This window comes from Amycolatopsis thermoflava N1165 (assembly GCF_000473265.1).
GTDB lineage: Bacteria > Actinomycetota > Actinomycetes > Mycobacteriales > Pseudonocardiaceae > Amycolatopsis_E > Amycolatopsis_E thermoflava.
This window is the reverse complement of sequence record NZ_KI421511.1, coordinates 1847079-1865314: the sequence shown is the minus strand read 5'-3', so window position 1 is coordinate 1865314 and position 18236 is coordinate 1847079. Positions and strand designations below refer to the sequence as shown.

Annotated in this window: 20 protein-coding genes, 1 tRNA gene and 1 pseudogene; 11 read left to right on the top strand and 11 right to left on the bottom strand. The window is 70.0% G+C overall.

The features are described 5' to 3' along the window. Positions 1-37: 37 nt before the first annotated feature. Genes AMYTH_RS0109330 through AMYTH_RS0109325 form a run of 3 tightly spaced genes read right to left on the bottom strand, consistent with a single transcriptional unit; the run spans position 38 to position 3735 of the window. Entirely contained in the window at positions 38-2014 is a 1977-nt protein-coding gene (locus tag AMYTH_RS0109330; RefSeq protein ID WP_027930090.1) for a DUF3732 domain-containing protein, read from the bottom strand. 5 nt (positions 2015-2019) lie between these two features. Continuing rightward, positions 2020-2502 (bottom strand): three component ABC system middle component, encoded by a 483-nt coding sequence (locus tag AMYTH_RS47785; protein ID WP_084022544.1) that lies wholly within the window; start codon positions 2500-2502, stop codon positions 2020-2022. A 45-nt stretch (positions 2503-2547) separates the two neighbouring features. Further along, positions 2548-3735 (bottom strand): ABC-three component system protein, encoded by a 1188-nt coding sequence (locus tag AMYTH_RS0109325; protein ID WP_027930089.1) that lies wholly within the window; start codon positions 3733-3735, stop codon positions 2548-2550. A 1079-nt stretch (positions 3736-4814) separates the two neighbouring features. Between AMYTH_RS0109325 and AMYTH_RS51175 the strand changes: the two are divergent. Beyond that, positions 4815-5714: pseudogene (locus AMYTH_RS51175) on the top strand (recombinase family protein); the annotation flags it as partial. Positions 5715-6453: 739 nt separating this feature from the next. Here AMYTH_RS51175 and AMYTH_RS0109320 read toward each other — a convergent pair. Continuing rightward, positions 6454-6537: transfer RNA gene (locus AMYTH_RS0109320), tRNA-Leu, on the bottom strand. A gap of 156 nt (positions 6538-6693) precedes the next feature. On the opposite strand from AMYTH_RS0109320, the gene AMYTH_RS0109315 reads away from it, so the two are divergent. The 5 genes from AMYTH_RS0109315 to AMYTH_RS0109295 all read left to right on the top strand — a co-directional run bounded on the left by AMYTH_RS0109315 (position 6694) and on the right by AMYTH_RS0109295 (position 10008). Further along, positions 6694-7119, top strand: coding sequence for a YkvA family protein (locus AMYTH_RS0109315; RefSeq protein ID WP_027930088.1), 426 nt, complete (start codon positions 6694-6696; stop codon positions 7117-7119). 22 nt (positions 7120-7141) lie between these two features. Beyond that, positions 7142-8026 (top strand): DMT family transporter, encoded by an 885-nt coding sequence (locus tag AMYTH_RS0109310; protein ID WP_027930087.1) that lies wholly within the window; start codon positions 7142-7144, stop codon positions 8024-8026. A 28-nt stretch (positions 8027-8054) separates the two neighbouring features. After that, positions 8055-8498: a hypothetical protein gene (locus AMYTH_RS0109305; protein WP_027930086.1), complete on the top strand. Its 444-nt coding sequence runs from the start codon at positions 8055-8057 to the stop codon at positions 8496-8498. Then, positions 8499-8981, top strand: a complete 483-nt coding sequence (locus AMYTH_RS0109300; RefSeq protein WP_027930085.1) for an MSMEG_6728 family protein — start codon at positions 8499-8501, stop codon at positions 8979-8981. Between the two features lie 421 nt (positions 8982-9402). Continuing rightward, positions 9403-10008: a class I SAM-dependent methyltransferase gene (locus tag AMYTH_RS0109295; protein ID WP_027930084.1), complete on the top strand. Its 606-nt coding sequence runs from the start codon at positions 9403-9405 to the stop codon at positions 10006-10008. Positions 10009-10014: 6 nt separating this feature from the next. On the opposite strand, the gene AMYTH_RS0109290 is transcribed toward AMYTH_RS0109295, so the two are convergent. The 4 genes from AMYTH_RS0109290 to AMYTH_RS0109275 form a co-directional block, all read right to left on the bottom strand. Then, positions 10015-10653, bottom strand: a complete 639-nt coding sequence (locus AMYTH_RS0109290; RefSeq protein ID WP_027930083.1) for a hypothetical protein — start codon at positions 10651-10653, stop codon at positions 10015-10017. Between the two features lie 27 nt (positions 10654-10680). After that, positions 10681-11052 (bottom strand): hypothetical protein, encoded by a 372-nt coding sequence (locus tag AMYTH_RS0109285; protein WP_027930082.1) that lies wholly within the window; start codon positions 11050-11052, stop codon positions 10681-10683. Positions 11053-11092: 40 nt separating this feature from the next. Continuing rightward, a complete protein-coding gene (locus tag AMYTH_RS50840; protein ID WP_267283886.1) occupies positions 11093-11392 on the bottom strand; it encodes a roadblock/LC7 domain-containing protein in 300 nt (99 codons plus the stop codon). Between the two features lie 479 nt (positions 11393-11871). After that, positions 11872-12801, bottom strand: a complete 930-nt coding sequence (locus tag AMYTH_RS0109275) for an AraC family transcriptional regulator (protein ID WP_027930081.1) — start codon at positions 12799-12801, stop codon at positions 11872-11874. A gap of 139 nt (positions 12802-12940) precedes the next feature. On the opposite strand from AMYTH_RS0109275, the gene AMYTH_RS0109270 reads away from it, so the two are divergent. Together AMYTH_RS0109270 and AMYTH_RS0109265 are read left to right on the top strand one after the other, a co-directional pair. After that, on the top strand, positions 12941-14164 hold the full coding sequence (locus tag AMYTH_RS0109270) for a cytochrome P450 (protein ID WP_027930080.1): 1224 nt from the start codon (positions 12941-12943) through the stop codon (positions 14162-14164). A gap of 1 nt (position 14165) precedes the next feature. After that, positions 14166-15170: a 2Fe-2S iron-sulfur cluster-binding protein gene (locus AMYTH_RS0109265; protein WP_027930079.1), complete on the top strand. Its 1005-nt coding sequence runs from the start codon at positions 14166-14168 to the stop codon at positions 15168-15170. Here AMYTH_RS0109265 and AMYTH_RS0109260 read toward each other — a convergent pair. Beyond that, positions 15154-15462 (bottom strand): DUF1905 domain-containing protein, encoded by a 309-nt coding sequence (locus tag AMYTH_RS0109260; RefSeq protein WP_027930078.1) that lies wholly within the window; start codon positions 15460-15462, stop codon positions 15154-15156. The genes AMYTH_RS0109265 and AMYTH_RS0109260 overlap by 17 nt on opposite strands. Positions 15463-15525: 63 nt before the next feature. On the opposite strand from AMYTH_RS0109260, the gene AMYTH_RS0109255 reads away from it, so the two are divergent. Continuing rightward, positions 15526-16272 (top strand): alpha/beta fold hydrolase, encoded by a 747-nt coding sequence (locus tag AMYTH_RS0109255; protein WP_027930077.1) that lies wholly within the window; start codon positions 15526-15528, stop codon positions 16270-16272. Between the two features lies 1 nt (position 16273). Here AMYTH_RS0109255 and AMYTH_RS0109250 read toward each other — a convergent pair whose 3' ends face one another. Both AMYTH_RS0109250 and AMYTH_RS0109245 read right to left on the bottom strand, forming a co-directional pair. Continuing rightward, positions 16274-16606, bottom strand: a complete 333-nt coding sequence (locus AMYTH_RS0109250) for a TfoX/Sxy family protein (protein ID WP_027930076.1) — start codon at positions 16604-16606, stop codon at positions 16274-16276. Between the two features lie 9 nt (positions 16607-16615). Then, positions 16616-17323, bottom strand: coding sequence for a LysR substrate-binding domain-containing protein (locus AMYTH_RS0109245; RefSeq protein ID WP_027930075.1), 708 nt, complete (start codon positions 17321-17323; stop codon positions 16616-16618). Between the two features lie 131 nt (positions 17324-17454). Between AMYTH_RS0109245 and AMYTH_RS0109240 the strand changes: the two genes are divergently transcribed. Both AMYTH_RS0109240 and AMYTH_RS0109235 read left to right on the top strand, forming a co-directional pair. Beyond that, positions 17455-17886 carry an SRPBCC domain-containing protein gene (locus AMYTH_RS0109240; protein WP_027930074.1) on the top strand — a complete coding sequence of 144 codons (432 nt, stop codon included), beginning with the start codon at positions 17455-17457 and terminating at the stop codon, positions 17884-17886. Next, positions 17876-18211 (top strand): ArsR/SmtB family transcription factor, encoded by a 336-nt coding sequence (locus AMYTH_RS0109235; RefSeq protein WP_027930073.1) that lies wholly within the window; start codon positions 17876-17878, stop codon positions 18209-18211. The genes AMYTH_RS0109240 and AMYTH_RS0109235 overlap by 11 nt, the downstream gene beginning before the upstream one ends. Positions 18212-18236 lie beyond the last annotated feature (25 nt).

Below are 18236 nucleotides of genomic sequence, written 5' to 3'. Positions count from 1 at the left end.
AATCACTGACTGTCCAGCTTGGCAGCCCCTTCGAAGGTCACTGCTCCTGGTCCTCGGAATCGATGGCACTAAGCCAATGGCTTGGAATCAGCTTCGTGTCTCCTCGCCAGTTGTGGCGTACCGATCGCTGGAACCAGCCTTCGGACAGGTTGGCGTGGTCGCAGACGATGACCTGCATGTGCGGGGCCAGTTCGGCGGTGACGTCATGAATCAGTTGGAAGAGACGCCGGGCTGCTTCTCGGTCGTTGTCACCGGCGGGTGTCCCGGAATTCTGGTCGACTTCTGACCGGAACCAGACCTGGGTGGGTTGATCGAGCATGAGTAGCCGGGGAACCGGACGTTGCTGGCGTACGAAGTAGCGGTGGAGTGCGAGGTGGGTGACGAGGTGGTAGCCGATCCAGTTCTCGCCGCTTCCGATCCGTGGCAATGGCGCGGGACCGGCCTCGGTGTCGGCGACCACGGTGAGCCGGTTGAGATCCAGGCGGACACTGCCGCCGTCACCGTGCTCCAATCGGAGCTGTTCCGCCCACCTGGTCATGTCGTGGCTGATGGTGACGAGCCGGGAGGTGAGTTGTTCCCGCTCCTCAGCCGGGTCGAGCTCGGCCTCAAGGCTGGAGATGTGGTCCTGCATGGACTCGACCTGCTCGCGGAGGCGTTCCAGTTGGTAAGCCGAACCCGTGGGCAGGGCGGCGAGTGTGGCGTGGATGCGCCCGCGGGCGAAGTCGCGCCGTGTCGAGTCGGGTAGGTTGTCTGTGGCGTTGTTGGTGGAATGGACCGCGCGGACAGCTGCGTCGGCCGTACGTAGTTCCGCTCGGACGGTAGCGAGCCGTTCGTCGACTCGTTCGAGCGCGGCGCGTCGTGCCGGACGCGCCGCATCGATTCCCTCGAGGGCGGAGTTCAGCTGATCGAGGCTCTGCTTGAGGTCCCGTGCGGTCGGGTCCGGTTCCGCGAGTTCGTTGCCGCAAACGGGACACGGAGCGGAGTCACGAGCACTCTCGTCGCTGCCTTGGAAATCGAGCAGATTCAGACTGGTGAGCCTGGCGGCTTGAGTCCGTACGGCGGAGGCGTAGTCCGTCTCGCTGTCATCCTGTTGTACGAGGAGTGCTCGTTCAGCGCTCAGGGCGCGAAGCTGGTCTCGGAGCGACTCTTGACGTCGTTGGAGCTCGACCTCCCGGTTGATCAATTCGGGCGTGGCGGGCTGCGCGTAGTCGCTCGCCGTGATGGCCGTCCGCAAACGCTCGACCGCGACGGTGCGGTCCGGCATGACCCGGTCGCTGACCATGCCCAGGGTGTAGGCCTCACTCCACAACTCGTTGAGACGAGCGTCAGCTGAGTCGGCGGCCTCGAGGGCTCGCTGGTGCTGGGCCTGCAGCGAACGCAGTTGACGTCGAGCGGCTGCGAGCCGGGCGCGCTTGAGCGCCTGGTCGCGCGGTACCGCGCCGATGAAGTACGGGATGGTGTCCTTGAGGGCTTGGGTCATGCCCTGTTCGCCCTGGCGGTGGAACAGGAGGTCCCGGTTCGCGATCTCGCTCTGGCGCTGGAAGCAGAGAAGCGCCGCGTGGCCGAGGTTCGCTTCGAGCGCCGGCCGGGACGAACCCGGAGGAGGTTGATGGGAGTTCTCTTCGATGCCGATGCGCCGGCCCAGTTGCTCGCGAACGCTGCGCGAGTCGGCGTTGACGGCAAGATCAGCGAATTCCGGCGCGGACAGGTCTGCTCCGAACTCGAGCATTGCCCGCTGTGTCGACGCCCTACCCGGCTGAGGTGCGGGCCGGGCGACGAAGGCTCGTCCGCCGTCTCCGAGTTCAAAGAGGGTGGCGTACCAAACGACGGTTCTCGTGATAGGACCAACCGGCATCTGCAGTGTGTCTCGGCCGAGGCAGTACTCGACGATGTCGAGCAACGCACTCTTACCGGTCTTCGAATCCCCGGTGACGATGTTCAGCTCGCCCAGCGTGAATTCGACGGAGCGCTTCTCGCCAGTGGCGTTGTACAGGACGATCTCGTTGATCTGCATGATAATCAGGGAGCCACACCGAAGAGGGCGAATACGGTTGAGGTTGCATCAGCTTTCGACAACCAGCGGCCGGTTAGGCGGGCGGGCCGTAGGAGGTCGCGGAGTTCGTCGGGAGTCGAGAAGCCGCGTGGTCGTTTGATCTGTCCCAAGAGGACTGCACCTTCGAGAGTGAGGATGTGGTGGGTCAGGCCGAATCGGAGGCCCTCCTTGATCGGCGCGGTGAGGTTCCTCGCGCGCGACGGAAACCCAGCGTGCAGGGCGGGGTTGGCTGATATCCAGTTGGCCAGGTGTGTTCGAATCGAGCTCGGCAAGGCTTCTCGTGTTGCCCGATGGAGCACCAAGGGGGAGACGATGAAAGCCAGTTCCCAGGGCATCCCGCGTCCAGATTCCTTGCGGTAGTCCTCGGCAGCCGCGGCGAGGATCGCAGCGATCAGCGCGGGATTCAACATGGCGGCGGCCACGGGCGATCGCTCAGCCCACTTCGGCATAGCATCCTTCCGCTGTCAGGGTCGATTTGTGCGCCACCGGGTGGGTCATGCGCTGACCTGAAGCAGCTGCTCCAGGCGCACCTGGAAGTCCGGATGCCAGCCAACCTTGCCCCGGTCGGCAAGCATGTGACGTTGACCGCGCGCGAAGAACGGATCCTGGTACCTGGCGCGAATCGTGATTCCGGTCCGGTCGAGCAGCTCCCGAAGCAGCAGCTTCCCGGCCTTCTTCTTGGCAGCCTCGTCCGCGTCAGGGTCAAGCTCGTCGAGCATCCACTCGAACTGGCGTTCCCATTCGTCGATGAGCTCGAGCTCGAATCGAGTGAGGTCTGCGACCCCGATGAGGTCCTCGTCAAGCCAGCGCGCGGTCTGGGTGTACGCGCGGTAGTAGTCGATCATGGCCTTCTGCAAGTTCTTCGGCGGGTAATCCACCCAGCGCATCTGGTGTACGAAGGCGTGTGACGCGTGATCGCGTTCGATATCGCCGACGTTCAGGCCGACCAGTTCAACCAGGGTCGGCAGGTTGTCCATGGTGAAGCGGTCGCGGATCTCCGCGATCGCCTGCTGGGCCGCACTCACATCCACACGGGCGAGCCGCCCCTGGAGCATCGCCAGCGCCTGCTGGTCCCACCATCGCCACACCAGGCTCAGGAACAGGTCCTCGTGTCCCATTGGCAGCGTCCAGTGCAGCGGGATCCGGACCGATTCCGACGCGTCATCGATCGACGGTGAGCCGTCGAGCACGACGATCCGGGAGACGAACGTCCGCCGTTCTGACGAGCTGAGTGCCAGGAACTGCTTGCGCGAAGAGTCAGTTTCCTGGCTCCGCGAGGTACTGGCGATGTTCTCCAGGGCAGTGAGCGCGGCAGAGGCGTTGCGCCCGCGAGGTCGCAGTGCCTCCATCGCGGAACCTACGCCGGCTGTCTGCGTCGTGACGAGGACCAACTTCGGACCGTCCGGGTCGCCGGGGTTCGCCTCATCCATCCACACTCTGAGCGTCCGCCACACGTCGACAGAACTGTCGGTCAACGACCGCTGAGCCCGTTGATGGTGCTTCACCTGCAGCAACTCGGTCGGGCTACCGTTCTCCTCCCACGCCACATCGTCGTGGAGCTCCAGGGTGATCGCGGCATCGGGGCGCTCGGGGCCGGCGCGCAACAGTTCGACAAGCGCCCACCACGTCTGATGCTGGTACCCCACGGCACTGGGGCCAGCGCCATGCGTGGAGGCTGCCATCACCCGATCCTCCAGCTTCTGCGACGATCATGTCCATACGACAATCAGGGCATTAACCCCCCGCGTTACGACCGGGAAGTTCACGTTTTCGCAACGACGTCTTAGCGGCGGCCGCCAATCCGCACGTCGCGCTGTCCTGACCTGGCAAAACTGCGGACACTGGAGGTCGGCCGTGAGGGTAGACCGCCGGGCGGCTTGCCGATATCTCGATCTCGATGGATTTCATCGGCCAGCTGCTGCCTTGTCCCCCCGGCGAGCAGTCTTGAGAAGCAGGTTGGGAGCAGCGCGGTGCGCCGGACGGTACTGAAGGCGCATCAACTGACTCGAACGACCCTGTTGACCTGCAGAAGTTATGTATCCGCAGGTCAGCGCAGTATGGCGTACATAGTTCACAGCTTAGTGATCAGTTGCCGGAGATGTGAAACGGCCCCTTCGAGGTTCTGACGGCAGTCGTCGAGATGGTGGCTTGACCGCTCGTGCCGGCTGGTCGTAACCCAGCCACATGCCGCTCAGCGACCCTATCGAGATGAGCAACCGGTCAGGGGACCTTTGTTTTTCTCCGGTCCGCGTGTCCCCGAGCTGCCGCTTTGGCGGAGTTCAATGTGTCAGGCCGTGGTGGTTCCGGATGGGAGATCGAGTGTTCGTGAGCGAGGGCTGAGCGGCTTGACGCCTGTCCTTGACGTCGGCGTAGTTGCGGAGCGTAGATATGGACGTGTCGCATGTTTTGGTACCCGGAATTTCAGGTCGGTCAACATTTGGTGGGCTGCTGAAAGGGTTTGGTCCGTCCCTAGCAGAGGTTATTGATCGCCTGATTAGCGCGGCGTCGGACCGGGCGGAAGCGCTGCGGAAGGCGCGGCGATGACGGCGGGGAAGAAGCGCCGATCGCATCGGCCCGCCGGTTCTGGTGGTGAGCAGGTTCACGTGGTTGTGCCGCCGATGTCGCCGGTTCTGTCGCCGGCCGCAGCACGCGCGCTGTTGCGGCTGGTGCGCAACGTAGCTGGCAAGCGCGGGCATGGTGGGGCCGGCGTACGGGCGGCGTCGCCGCGGGGTGTGTCGGGGGAGCGGGAGGCGGCGTAGTGATGAGGTTTGCGTTCTACGGGCGGGTGTCGACGGAGGATCAGCAGGATCCGGACGCCTCGCGGAACTGGCAGTTGGCGCGGGCGCGGGCGTTGGTCGAGCGGCACGGGGAGATCGTCGTGGAGTTCTTCGATGTGGGGCAGTCCCGTTCGATTCCGTGGAAGCGGCGGCCGGAGGCTGCTCGATTGCTTGAGGTGCTCAAGAGGCGGGATCGCGGGTTCGAGGCGGTGGTGGTCGGGGAGCCGCAGCGGGCGTTCTATGGCAATCAGTACGGGTTGACGTTTCCGGTGTTCGCGCATTACGGGGTGGGGTTGTGGGTGCCGGAGGTCGGGGGAGCGGTCGACCCGGAGTCCGAGGCGCACGACCTGGTGATGTCGGTGTTCGGTGGGATGAGCAAGGGGGAGCGGACCAGGATCAAGGTCCGGGTGCGGTCGGCGATGGCGGCGCAGGCCCAGGTGGAGGGCCGTTACCTGGGTGGCCGCCCTCCTTACGGCTATCGGCTGGCTGATGCCGGGCCGCATCCGAACCCGGCGAAGGCGGGCGATGGCAAGCGGCTGCATCGGCTCGAGCCGGATCCAAAGACGGCGCCGGTCGTGCAGCGGATCTTCCACGAGTACCTGTCGGGGATCGGTGTCTTCGCGATCGCGCAACGGCTCACTGCTGACGGAATTCCATGTCCGTCGGCGTACGACCGGGGCCGCAATCAGCACAGGTCGGGGGTGGCGTGGTCGAAGAGCGCCGTCCGGACCATCCTGACCAATCCGCGCTACACCGGTCACGAGGTGTGGAACAAGCAGCGCAAGCAGGAGTCTCTGATCGATGTCGAGGACGTCGGGCTCGGGCATCGGACCAGGCTGGCGTGGAATCCGCGGGACCAGTGGGTCTTCTCCGACCAGAAGGTCCATGCGGCGCTGATCAGCAGGGAGACCTTCGAGCAGGTGCAGGCTCGCCTGGCCTCAAGGGGCCCGCGGTCGACAGGTCGGGTGACCGAGCGGAAGAAGCACCCCTATGCGCTCAAGGGCCTGCTGTTCCACGAGAGCTGTGGGCGGCGCATGCAGGGCAACTGGATCCGCGAGCGGGCCCACTACCGCTGCCGCTACCCGAACGAGTACGCCCTCGCCAACCGGCTCGACCACCCGCTGACGGTGCACCTGCGCGAGGATGTGCTGCTGCTGCCGCTCGACACCTGGCTGGCCCAGGTGTTCGCGCCCGCCAGAATCGAACAGTCGCTCACCGCGATGGAGGAGTCGCAGCCGGATCACGCTCCCGCTGGCGCCGAGACGCGCCGGGCGCTGGCGGAGTGCGACCGGAAACTCGCCCGGCACCAGGCCGCGCTCGAAGCCGGCACAGATCCGGCGCTGGTGGCCAAGTGGACCAGGCAGGTGCAGCAGGAGAAGGCGGTGCTGGAGGCGCAGATGGCCGCCTCGGGCGCCCGGTCGGGGGCGGACCGGAGAATGACCGCCGCCGAGATTCGTCAGCTGGTCGACGCGATGGGCGGGCTGCTCCAGGTGCTGCGCGACGCAGACCCGGGCGACAAGCTGGAGGTCTACCGACAGCTCGGCCTGAAACTGACCTACAACGAAACAACACGGATGGTGGTGGCTGAAACCCAGCCCCAACCATCCGTGTGCGAAGTGGTTGTGTCCGAGGGGGGACTTGAACCCCCACGCCCTTTACGGGCACTAGCACCTCAAGCTAGCGCGTCTGCCATTCCGCCACTCGGACCTGCTCTTCTCTTGTGCGCACAAGAGTAGCCCATCCGCGGACGCCGGTTCACGGGGGGTGGGTGACTGCGCGTGATCAACAGTGCGCTATAAGAGCGGGCCGTCACAGAGGGTGAGGCGGGTAGGCTCCTTTGGGTTCTACTCGGAGGAGCGCAAAGTGCCTGGCTGGCTCACGGGCGTCCTGATCGCGGCTGGGGTCATGCTTGGCTCGTGGGTGCTGCTGATCTTCCTCCCGAAACTACTCCCACCGGGGCTGGCCAGGGATCTCGCGCGCTTCCTGCCGGACTGTGTGATCACCGTCAAGCGGCTCCGCAAGGATCCGCGCGTGCCGCTGCGGGCGAAGGTCGCCGTGGTGTTCGCGGGGCTTTGGGTGCTGTCGCCGGTCGACCTGATCCCCGAGTTCCTGCCGGTCATCGGGCCGCTCGACGACGTCGTCGTCGTGGCGCTGGCCTTGCGGTACGCGGCGCGGCGCGTGCCACGGGAGGTGCTCGACGAGGCGTGGCCCGGCAACCGTGACCTGCTGGACCGGCTCGTCGGGCGCCGTGGCGGAAAATCGCCGGACACCGAAACGTCCGGGGAATAGCGTCCGGGGCGTGGATCTCAGCATGGACCGCCGCGCGATGGTCGCGGCCCTCACCACCGTCGTGCTCTGGGCGTCGGCCTTCGTGGCCATCCGGGCGGCCGGTGAGCACTTCACACCGGGCGCGCTGGCCCTCGGCAGGCTCGTCGCCGGCACGCTCACGCTCCTCGTCTTCCTGGTCATCCGGCGCGAAGGGCTGCCGAAACGCGAGGCGTGGCCGGGGATCGCGGCCGCGGGGGTGCTCTGGTTCGGCGCCTACATGGTCGTCCTGAACTGGGGCGAACAACTCGTCGACGCCGGCACGGCGGCCATGCTGGTCAACGTCGGCCCCATCCTGATCGCCCTGCTCGGCGGTTGGCTGCTGCGCGAGGGTTTCCCCGGACGGTTGCTCGCGGGGCTCGCCGTCTCCTTCGCCGGCGCCGTCGTCGTGGGACTGTCGATGTCCGGCCGCGGCCAGGCGCCCGTCCTCGGCGTGGTGCTCTGCCTGCTCGCGGCCATCACCTACGCGGGTGGCGTGGTCAGCCAGAAACCCGCCCTCAAGCACGCCTCGGCCCTCCAGGTCACCACCTTCGGCTGCCTGATCGGCGCCGTCGCGTGCCTGCCGTTCGCCGGGCAGCTCGTCGACGACCTCGCCACCGCGCCCGCCGAAGCCACCCTGAGCATGCTCTACCTCGGCGTGTTCCCGACCGCCCTCGCCTTCACGACCTGGGCGTACGCGCTCGCCCGCACGACCGCGGGGAAGATGGGCTCGACCACCTACGCCGTGCCGGCCGTGGTGGTGCTGATGTCGTGGGCCGTGCTCGGCGAGATCCCGGGCTGGCTCTCGCTGGCCGGCGGCGTTCTCTGCCTGGCCGGGGTGGCGGTCTCGCGCGCGAAACGTGAACCCGTGCTCACCCGGCAACGGTTGTGAAACGGTTCGGGGTGGGTATCCCGCCCGCATGACTGACGCGCGTCTCGACGACGAGAACCCCGAGGCCGACCGCTACGACCGTGCGACGGTCGAGGCGGTCGGCAAGCTCACCGAGGCCCTCGAGACCCTCGAGGTCGCGCGCGGGCACCTCTACCAGTTCCACCGCATGACAGGAACCACCGACTTCGCCGTCGGCGAGGCCGTCGAGCTGCTGCGCAAGGCCGGCCACGACGAGCTGGCCGACCGCATCGCCCGCGAGCTGGTCGGCCGCAACGTGCTGCCGGGACGGTGGACGTTCCAGGTGGTCGAGGACTTCGACGACACCTACTACCAGCCGTTCCGCGCGTTCGAACGGCAGGCGCGCGAGCTGACCGGCGGGCGGCGGCACCTGTTCGAGGCGGAACTGAAACGGGAGCGCCGCTCGCCGGGCGTGGCCGGGCACGAGGCGACGCCGGACGAGCAGGTGGGCTGAATGCAGACGTTCCTGCCCTACCCAGGGTTCGCCGAAACCGCGCAGGTGCTGGACACGCGGCGCCTCGGCAAGCAGCGCGTCGAGACGCTGCAGGTGCTGCGGGCGCTGACGGTGCCGAACTACGGGTGGCGGCACCACCCGGCGGCGAAGATGTGGACCGGCTACGAGGAGGCGCTGACCCGCTACGGGCTGGAGGTGTGCCGGGTGTGGTGCGCGGCCGGGCACACCGACACGTGCGCGGTGAAGCTGACCGACGACCTGGCGCGCGCGGTCGGGCTGCCGCAGCCGCGGGACGAGCAGGCGCTGCGGGAGGCGGGGGAGATGCCGCCGTGGCTCGGCGACCCGGACTTCCACCGCAGCCACCAGTCGGCGCTGCTGCACAAGGATCCCGGGCACTACAAGCGATTCTTCGACGGCGTGCCGGACGACCTGCCCTACGTGTGGCCGGCCTCGGACCGGCCGTCGCGACTGGTCCACTCGTGAGGGTGCCGCTGGTGGTGGGTGCTTCAACGGGTCAAAGGGGCGCTGCCGCGGGCTTGGGGGGCTCCGGGCGTCGCGGCTGGTCCATTGGTGAGGGTGACGGCGGCGGTGGTGGGGGATCGGCCGGTGGGGTGCTTCAACGGTTCCAAGGAGGCGGTGCCACGGGCTTGGGCGGCTCCGGGCGTCGCGGCGGTCCGTTGGTGACGGTGGCGGTGGGGTGGCTGTGCCGGGGCGCGGGGGTCTGGGGGCTGCTGGTGAGCGGCGCCGCTGGTTGGCCGCGGCGGCTGGGTGCGGCGCCGGCCGGTGGGGCGTCGGGGAGGCGAATCGTGGGCTGGCCTGTCGAGGGGAGCGGCGGCGGTGGACCTGTCCCTGGGCGGCCGCGTGGTGGCGACCTCGCTGCTGCCGCGGCGCCTAAGCTTCCCCCATGAGCGTGCCACCGACCGGCCTCGCGGCGACGCGGGCCTTCTTCGGGCCCCGCGCGGCGACCTGGGAGCTGAAGTTCCCCGACGACGGGCCCCGCTACCGGCGTGCCGTCGCGGATCTGGCTCCGCCGGCAGGCGGGGTCGTCGCCGACATCGCGTGCGGCACCGGGCGCGCCCTGCCGGAGCTGCGGGACGCCGTCGGCCCCGGGGGGACGGTCCTCGGCGTCGACGTGACCCCCGAGATGCTCGCCGAGGCGGCCGCCCGCGGTCGTCACCGCGTGGCGGCGCTGCTCCTCGGCGACGCCCTGCACCTGCCGCTGAAGACCGGCGCCCTGGACGCCGTCTTCGCCGCCGGGCTGGTTTCGCACCTGCCCGACCCGGTCGCGGGGCTGCGGGAACTCGCCCGCGTGTGCCGGCCCGGCGGGCGCCTCGCCTTGTTCCACCCCGTCGGGCGGGCGGCGCTGGCGCGGCGGCAGGGCCGGGAGCTGACCCCGGACGACCTCCGCGCCGAACAGAACATCCGCGCCGCCCTCACCGCGGCCGGCTGGCGCCTGGACGACATCGACGACGGCGAGGACCGCTACCTCGTCCTCGCCACCGTCCACTGACGACAGTCAGCGGACGACCTCCAGGTCCAGCCCCATCACCGGCACCGTCTGCCGTCGGCGCAGCCAGCCGCGTCCGGATCCGCCCGGCAGCTCACCCAGGAAAGCCTTGCGCTGCCCCGGAGTCGCCGAGCGCCAGCGCAGCGACAGCACCGGGCGGACCGGCGCGATGAACGGGCGCACGCTTTCGTGGGCCTGGCTGAGCCGTTCGTGGTAGCCGGGATCGGGGCGGTAGGTGAGGTCGAGGTCGATCAGCGGCGCCGCGCCACCCGCGGCGTGGTGGCACCGCGCGAGCATCCGGGCCAGCTCCTCCAGCGCGAGCCGCACCGTCATGGGCATCCGGTCGCGCCAGCGGCCGGGCAGCGGCGCGGTCACGTCGTCGGCGAGCACGATCAGCGCGCGGATCCGCGTCCCGGTGAGTTCGACGAGGACCCGTTCTTCCTGTGTGTCAACGGAAAAACGGGCCTCCCGTCCGGCCAGGACCGTCGACGTCCGCTCCGCGGCCCACTGCTCGACCTCGCCGGGCGACACGAACGTGAACACCAGCTCGTCGCCGGTGAGGGTCATCGCCACCGGGAACAGGGAACCGAGGTCGTGCAGGAACGCCGAGCCGACGACGAGCGCGGCCTTCGAGCCGCCTGCGGTCATCGCCCCCTCCTCTGGTGCGAGTGCGGGCTAGACCTGCAGGTCGGACTCGATCTGCTTGAGGTAGTGCCGGGCCAGCGCCAGGTTCGCGCGCTCCCGGTCCAGCACCAGGTAGAGGAACATGGAGTTGCGCGATCCGGGCGAGTTCAGCAGCCGGATCAGGTGGTACTGGCGGTGCAGCGTGATCAGGATGTCCTCGATCGAGTCGTTGAGCCCCAGCGACGACATGACCCGCAGCTTCGCCCGCACGACCTCGGTGTTGCCCGCCGCGGCGATGTCCAGGTCGAGCCAGTCGTCGCCACCGCTGGTGCCGAGCGACATCCCGCTCTCGTAGTCGACCAGCGCGACGCCGAGGGCCCCGGTGATGCTCATGGCTTCCTTGAGCGCGGTGTCGATGTTCATCATGTCGGTTTCCTCCTGTGAACTGGGTTTTCCTGCCGGGCTAGGCGGTCAGGATCTTCGCGATCCGGTCGATGACGGGCCGGGTTTCGAACAGCAGGCGCCCGACGTTGAGCCCCTTGTCCCCGAGCACCACCAGCAGCGCGATCCGGCCGATGGCGTAGACGGCCAGGTAGCCGTCGCTGCTGAACACCACGGTCTGGTTGAGCGAGCCCTGGCCGGCCAGCTCGGAGGCCTGGCGCGCGATGCCCAGGTCGGCGGCGGCGAGCGCGGAGATCTTGGCGGGGTCGATGGATTCGTCCGCGTCGGCGAAGATGCAGATCCCGTCGACCGCCGCGACCACCGTGTGTCCGTCACCCCGGCGACACTGTCGCGGAGGCCGCGCAGTTCGGCGGCCAGTGCGTCGAAGTCCACCACTTGTCCGTCTTTCTCCGTCAGCAGGCACGAGGTCTCGGTGAACGCGTCGTCGCGTCCACGAAGTGTCAGAACATGGCGTGAAAAACGGGCGACCATGGAGCGTCATCTATTCGAGTGATCACCCGGCGCAGAACACTACATCACCGCTACTCGTGGTTGGTGCAGGCGGGTTGATCTAACCGTGTACAAGACCTGCGAGTGAGATTGCTCTTGCGCTGTAACGCAAAACGTGACGACACCGTGCAGGACTCACGGTCCGCGCGGCGCGGTGGTGTCTGATTTTCCTCAGTGGACATGACAGGCCACGACGGCGAAATAAGTCCGAAAAGGACAGTCGGCCGGTGAGGGATGCGCAGTCCGGTGACAGCGTTTTCGCTATCAACACCAGGAGCGCGGAAAGCGCATTCAGCGGTGCGCCTGCGCGGGCGGCACGCCGTAGCGGCGCCGGTAGGCGGCCGCGAACCGGCTGGCGCTGGAGAAGCCCCAGCGCGCCGCCACCTCGCTGACCGTGCTCCCGGAGGCGGCCAGGTCCGCGTCGGCCCGCTGCAGCCGGATCCCCAGCAGGTACTCGGTCGGGCTGCAGCCCACCCACTGCCGGAACCCCTCCTGCAGGCGCCGGACACTGGTGCCCGCCACCTCGGCCATGTCGCCCGCCGTCCAGGGGCGGCCCGGGTCGTCGTGCAGCTGGTCCAGCACCCGGTTGATCGCCCGCGGGCGCGGCGCCGGGCCCGCGCCGGCCTCCGGGCACCCGGCCAGCAGGAAACTCGCCGCGAGCGCGCCGGCCAGCTGGTCGCGCACGACGTCGCCAAGGAGGCCGGGCTCGTGCAGGTTCGCCGCCAGGCTGCCGACCAGCTGACGCCACGCGCGCCCCTGCCCGGCGGCCAGGTCGAGCTGGTCCGGCAGCTCGCCGCGCAGCGTGACCCGGTCGCCGCCGAGCACCCGCTCGGCCTCGCGATCCAGCCACGCGCTGTCGAACTTCACGCCCAGCACCGTGCAGGTGGCGTCCCAGTGGCTGATCAGCGAGGGCGTGTCGGCACGGAACACCGTCGCCTGCCCGGACACCGACACCACCGGCCCGTACCTGCCCCGGCTCTCCAGGTGCCCGGTCAGCGGCATGTTGATCTCATAGGCGCCGGGGTAGTCGCACGCGACCCGCACATCGGCGCCCCACCCGACGTGCCCCACCAGCACCGGCCCGAGGTCGAGCGTGCGCAGCGTCAGGCGCGGATCGCGGCCGCCGCCGAGCGGCTGCAGCTCGTGCGGGAAATACGCCTCCGCCACCTTCCGGGACGCCTGGTGCCAGTCCCGGGGCGGCGCACTACGCCGTGCGGGCATGCGCAGGAGGTTACCAGAGACACCCGTCGCGAACTGGCCGCGCGATCCGTGCCGGGACCGCGCGAAGCGTGTCGCGCCGCAGGTCAGGGCTGCCTAGCCTCCCGTGTCATCCCGGACAACGACGTGGGAGGACACCGCGATGACGACGACCGAACGGCCCGATCTCGCCTGGCTCGACGAGGTCACCATGACCCAGCTCGAGCGCAACCCGTACGAGGTGTACGAGCGGCTGCGCGCGGAGGCGCCGCTGGCCTTCGTGCCGGTTCTGGGGTCCTACGTCGCCTCGACCGCCGAGGTCTGCCGCGAGGTCGCGACCAGCCCGGACTTCGAGGCCGTAATCACCCCGGCCGGCGGCCGCACCTTCGGGCACCCGGCGATCATCGGCGTCAACGGCGACATCCACGCCGACCTGCGCTCCATGGTCGAGCCCGCCCTGCAGCCCGCCGAGGTGGACCGCTGGATCGACGACCTGGTGCGGCCCATCGCGCGCCGCTACCTGGAGCGGTTCGAGAACGACGGGCACGCCGAACTGGTGGCGCAGTACTGCGAGCCGGTCAGCGTCCGCTCGCTCGGCGACCTGCTCGGCCTGCAGGAGGTCGACTCGGACAAGCTGCGCGAGTGGTTCGCCAAGCTGAACCGCTCCTTCACCAACGCCGCCGTCGACGAGAACGGCGAGTTCGCCAACCCCGAGGGCTTCGCCGAGGGCGACCAGGCCAAGGCCGAGATCCGCGCCGTGGTCGACCCGCTGATCGACAGGTGGATCGAGCACCCCGACGACAGCGCCATCTCGCACTGGCTGCACGACGGCATGCCGCCCGGCCAGACCCGCGACCGCGAGTACATCTACCCGACGATCTACGTGTACCTGCTCGGCGCGATGCAGGAGCCCGGCCACGGCATGGCGTCCACCCTGGTCGGCCTGTTCAGCAGGCCCGAGCAGCTGGAAGAGGTCGTCGACGACCCCACGCTGATCCCGCGGGCGATCGCGGAGGGCCTGCGGTGGACCTCGCCGATCTGGTCGGCCACCGCCCGCATCTCCACCAAACCGGTGACCATCGCCGGCGTCGACCTCCCCGCAGGCACCCCGGTGATGCTGTCCTACGGCTCGGCCAACCACGACACCGGCAAGTACGAGGCGCCCTCGCAGTACGACCTGCACCGCCCGCCGCTGCCGCACCTCGCCTTCGGCGCGGGCAACCACGCGTGCGCGGGCATCTACTTCGCCAACCACGTCATGCGCATCGCGCTGGAGGAGCTGTTCGAGGCCATCCCGAACCTGGAGCGCGACACCCGCGAGGGCGTCGAGTTCTGGGGCTGGGGCTTCCGCGGCCCCACCTCGCTGCACGTCACCTGGGAGGTGTGAGGTGACGTTCGCGGTCAGCGTCGGGGGCAGGCGGGTCGACTGCGAGCCCGGCCAGACCCTGCTCGAGGCGTTCCTGCGCGGCGGGGTGTGGATGCCCAACTCGTGCAACCAGGGCACCTGCGGCACCTGCAAGCTCCAGGTGCTCTCCGGCGAGGTCGACCACGGCGCCGCGCCGGAGGACACCCTCAGCGCCGAGGAACGCGCGGCCGGACTGGCGCTCGCCTGCCAGGCCCGGCCGCTCGCCGACACGGAGGTGCGCAGCACCGCCGACGCCGGGCGCGTCACGCACCCGCTGCGCGACCTGACGGCCACGGTGCTGGAGGTCGCCGACATCGCGCGGGACACCCGCCGGGTGCTGCTGGGCCTGGCCGAGCCGCTGGCGTTCGAGGCCGGGCAGTACGTGGAGCTGGTCGTGCCCGGCTCCGGCGCGCGCCGGCAGTACTCGCTGGCCAACACGGCCGACGAGGACAAGGTGCTGGAGCTGCACGTCCGGCGCGTGCCCGGCGGGATCGCCACCGACGGCTGGCTCTTCGACGGGCTCGCCGCCGGCGACCGGGTCGAGGCGTCCGGCCCGCTGGGCGACTTCCGCCTGCCGCCGCCGGAGGAGGACGACGGCGGCCCGATGGTGCTCATCGGCGGCGGCACCGGGCTGGCGCCGCTGGTCGGCATCGCCCGCACCGCGCTGGCCCGGCACCCCTCGCGCGAGGTGCTGCTGTACCACGGGGTGCGCGGCGTGGCGGACCTGTACGACCTCGGCCGGTTCGCCGAGATCGCGGAGCAGCACCCGGGTTTCCGGTTCGTGCCCGTGCTGTCGGACGAGCCGGATCCGGCGTACCGCAGCGGTTTCCCGACCGACGCGTTCGTCGAGGACGTTCCCAGTGGACGTGGCTGGTCCGGGTGGCTGTGCGGCCCGCCGGCGATGGTGGAGGCCGGGGTCAAGGCGTTCAAACGGCGCCGCATGTCGCCGCGGCGGATCCACCGGGAGAAGTTCACGCCGGCCTCGTGAGGACTTCGAGGGTGACGGCCGTGGTGTCGCCCGGGTGCAGGCCCTCGGCTTCCCGGACGGCGCGTTTGACCGGCAGCACGTAGCAGCCGCGCGCCTTGTCCGGGAAGACCGAGGTCGTCCACGTGGTCGCGCCGACCCGGGCGCGCACCCGCACGGACCCGAAGCCCGGGCGGCTGCCCTCGGTGAGGTCGCTGATCTCGTCCGAGGCGTCGGCGGGCAGGCTCACGAACGTCCAGGTGTCGGCGCGCCGCGCGTCCCACACCCAGAGCTCCGCGTCGAAGAGGATGTCCACCCGCGGAGCGTCTCACGTGGCACCGACAGTTTCGGGGCGTGCGGGTGGCGGTACCCGTCCCCGGTGATCACGCACCAGTTCATCGGCGCGGCCGGCACCCGGATCCACGCAGAGGTGACCGGGCCGGCGCGCGCGCCGGAGGTGGTGTGCGTGCACGGGCTGGGCTGCTCGCACCGGTACTTCCGGCCGCTGGCGCGCACGCTCGGGGAGCGCCTGCGGGTGAGCGCGCCGGACCTGCCGGGTTTCGGCCGCACGCCGGGGCCGCGCCAGGCGCTGGACGTGCGCGGGTTGTCGACGGCGCTGGCGGAGTGGTTGCGCGAGACCGGCCGGGGCGGCTCGGTCCTGGTGGCGAACTCGGCGGGGTGCCAGATCGTGGTGGACCTGGCCGTGCACGCGCCGGAGCTGCTCGGCCCGGTGGTGCTGATCGGCCCGAGCACCGACCGGACGGCGCCGTCGCTGGTGCGCCAGCTCGGCAGGCTCGTCGCCGACGCGCCGCGGGAACGGCCGTCGCTGCTGGTCGTGCTCGCGTGGGACTACCTGGTGTGCGGACCGCGGCGGCTGGTCGCCACCGCCCGGCACCTGCGTGACGACCCCGTCGAGGCGAAGCTGCCGCACGTGACCACCCCGGCGGTGGTCGTGCGCGGCAGCCGGGACCCGATCGCGTCCCGGGCGTGGGCGCGGCAGATGGCGGCGCGACTGCCCGCCGGCCGGTACGTGGAGGTCCCCGGCCACGCGCACGCGCTGAACCATTCGGCGCCGGTGGAGGTGGCGGCGCTGGTCGAGTCTCTGGTGGGAAGTGCGCCGGGTTGATTCAGTCCTTGGCGGGCAGCGCGGCCGCGTAGGACACGCCCCGCGTCACCCACTCGCGCAGCCGCGGCGCGGTGCCGACGACGGCGGCGTCCACCCGGAGCCATCCGCGCATCTCGCGGCCGCGCATCACCATCGGCTGGACGCCCTCGCCGAGGAGGCGCTCACCCTCGTCCGGCTCGACGCGCACCAGCAGGCCGCCTTCCGAACTGGCCGCGACGGCCATGTTGCCGTGGACGAGGAACGCCAGCCCGCCGAACATCCGCTTCTCCCGCACACCGTCCACACCGGACAGCAGTTCCCGGACGCGGTCGGCGAGTTCGTGGTCGTAGGCCATGTGCCAGTATCACCGCCGTTTGGGTTTGCCGCGCCGGGTGGGGCGGCGCGGCTGGTTCCGGCGCTGCGCCGGCTTGCGCTCCTCCGCCGGGCGCTTCGCCTTGGACTGCTTCGGCGCGGGCGGCCGTCCGCGGGTGCTGTTGACCGTGCGGCCGCGGACGATGCCGATGAACAGCTCCATCTCCTCGGTCGTCTCGTCCTCCGGCCAGGACAGCGCGACCCGCGACTGGGGGACGCCGGTGACCGGCCGGTACGTCAGGTCCCGCCGGTGGTGCAGCCGCGCGAGCGACTGGGGCACCACCAGCACCCCGACGCCGGCCGCGACGAGTTCGATCGCGTCGCCGGTGGTGGCGGGGCGCTCGAGGGCCGGCTTGCCGGGCGGGTGCGCCCAGTCCAGGGTGTCGTCGAGCGGGTGCAGCACCAGCTCGTCGGCGAGGTCGTCGGCGGTGATCTCGTCCGCGGCGGCCACCAGGTGGTCCTTCGGCACGACCACGACCGTCGTCTCGGTGTAGAGGGGGATGGCGTGCAGGCCGTCGCGGTCGGTGGGCAGGCGCAGCAGCACAGCGTCGAGCTCGCGGTCGCGGACCCGTCCGGCCGCCTCCGCGGCGGTGACCTGCACCAGCTCCAGCGGGACGCCGGGGCTGCGCTCCGCCCAGATCCGCACCCACTTGCCGGGCGTCACCCCGGGCACGTACCCGAGCGTGAAGGACTCTGCCACCCGGCCAGGCTACCGGGCGTGACCGGCGTCGTTACGCGGGACGGCCGAACCAGGGGATCCGGCGGAACGGTTGACGCAACTGCTTGGTTGCCATAGTGTGGCAACCAAGCAGTTGCGACACAGGAGGCGTCATGGCGTTCCCGGACCGGATCGAGCGCGTCGTCGAGCTCGGCCACCCGCCGTCAAAGGTGTGGGCCGCGCTCACCACCGCCGAGGGGCTCGGCACCTGGTTCGGCCAGGAGGCGTCGATCGACCTGCGGCCCGGTGGCGCGGGGGAGCTGAAGTGGGACAACGGTTTCCGCCAGTACCTGCGCGTCGAGCGGGTCGAGGAGCCGCGTGTCTTCGGCTTCACCTGGCGGATCTACGGCCTGCCCGACGACGACCCGCGCCGGACCTACGTGGAGTTCACCCTCGAACCGGACGGCGAAGGCACGCGGCTCACCGTCGTGGAGACCGGGTTCGCCCAGCTGCCGGACGACACGCACCGTGAGGCGTTCGGCGGCAACACCGGGGGCTGGGCGCGGGAACTGGACGATCTGGCCGGCTACCTCGATGCAGCGTGATGCCGAGGCCGTCGCCGAGCAGGTCTTCGCCGCGCTGGCCGATCCGACGCGGCGGGCGATCCTGGCCGAGCTGGCCGCGCAGGGCCCGGCCACGGCCACCGACCTCGCCGGCCGCCTGCCGATCACCCGGCAGGGTGTCGCCAAGCACCTCGCCCTGCTCGCCGAGGCCGGGCTCGTCACGGCCGAGCCGGGCGAGCGGCGGCGGGTCCGCTACCGCGTCCGGACGGCCCCGATGCAGGTGGCGCAACAGTTCCTGGCCGCGCTCGCCCGAGACTGGGACAACCCGCTCGCGAAACTGCGCGACCACCTTGGCGGCACAGCGTGATCATCCGAAGTGGAAGGTGGAGAAC

Excerpts from the sequence above, each read along its gene's own strand:
- AMYTH_RS0109330 (WP_027930090.1), bottom strand. The coding sequence starts at position 2,014 with ATGCAGATCAACGAGATCGTCCTGTACAACGCCACTGGCGAGAAGCGC.
- AMYTH_RS47785 (WP_084022544.1), bottom strand. The coding sequence starts at position 2,502 with ATGCCGAAGTGGGCTGAGCGATCGCCCGTGGCCGCCGCCATGTTGAAT.
- AMYTH_RS0109325 (WP_027930089.1), bottom strand. The coding sequence starts at position 3,735 with ATGGCAGCCTCCACGCATGGCGCTGGCCCCAGTGCCGTGGGGTACCAG.
- AMYTH_RS0109310 (WP_027930087.1), top strand. The coding sequence starts at position 7,142 with ATGGACCGCCGCGCGATGGTCGCGGCCCTCACCACCGTCGTGCTCTGG.
- AMYTH_RS0109305 (WP_027930086.1), top strand. The coding sequence starts at position 8,055 with ATGACTGACGCGCGTCTCGACGACGAGAACCCCGAGGCCGACCGCTAC.
- AMYTH_RS0109300 (WP_027930085.1), top strand. The coding sequence starts at position 8,499 with ATGCAGACGTTCCTGCCCTACCCAGGGTTCGCCGAAACCGCGCAGGTG.
- AMYTH_RS0109295 (WP_027930084.1), top strand. The coding sequence starts at position 9,403 with ATGAGCGTGCCACCGACCGGCCTCGCGGCGACGCGGGCCTTCTTCGGG.
- AMYTH_RS0109290 (WP_027930083.1), bottom strand. The coding sequence starts at position 10,653 with ATGACCGCAGGCGGCTCGAAGGCCGCGCTCGTCGTCGGCTCGGCGTTC.
- AMYTH_RS0109285 (WP_027930082.1), bottom strand. The coding sequence starts at position 11,052 with ATGAACATCGACACCGCGCTCAAGGAAGCCATGAGCATCACCGGGGCC.
- AMYTH_RS0109275 (WP_027930081.1), bottom strand. The coding sequence starts at position 12,801 with ATGCCCGCACGGCGTAGTGCGCCGCCCCGGGACTGGCACCAGGCGTCC.
- AMYTH_RS0109270 (WP_027930080.1), top strand. The coding sequence starts at position 12,941 with ATGACGACGACCGAACGGCCCGATCTCGCCTGGCTCGACGAGGTCACC.
- AMYTH_RS0109250 (WP_027930076.1), bottom strand. The coding sequence starts at position 16,606 with ATGGCCTACGACCACGAACTCGCCGACCGCGTCCGGGAACTGCTGTCC.
- AMYTH_RS0109240 (WP_027930074.1), top strand. The coding sequence starts at position 17,455 with ATGGCGTTCCCGGACCGGATCGAGCGCGTCGTCGAGCTCGGCCACCCG.
- AMYTH_RS0109235 (WP_027930073.1), top strand. The coding sequence starts at position 17,876 with ATGCAGCGTGATGCCGAGGCCGTCGCCGAGCAGGTCTTCGCCGCGCTG.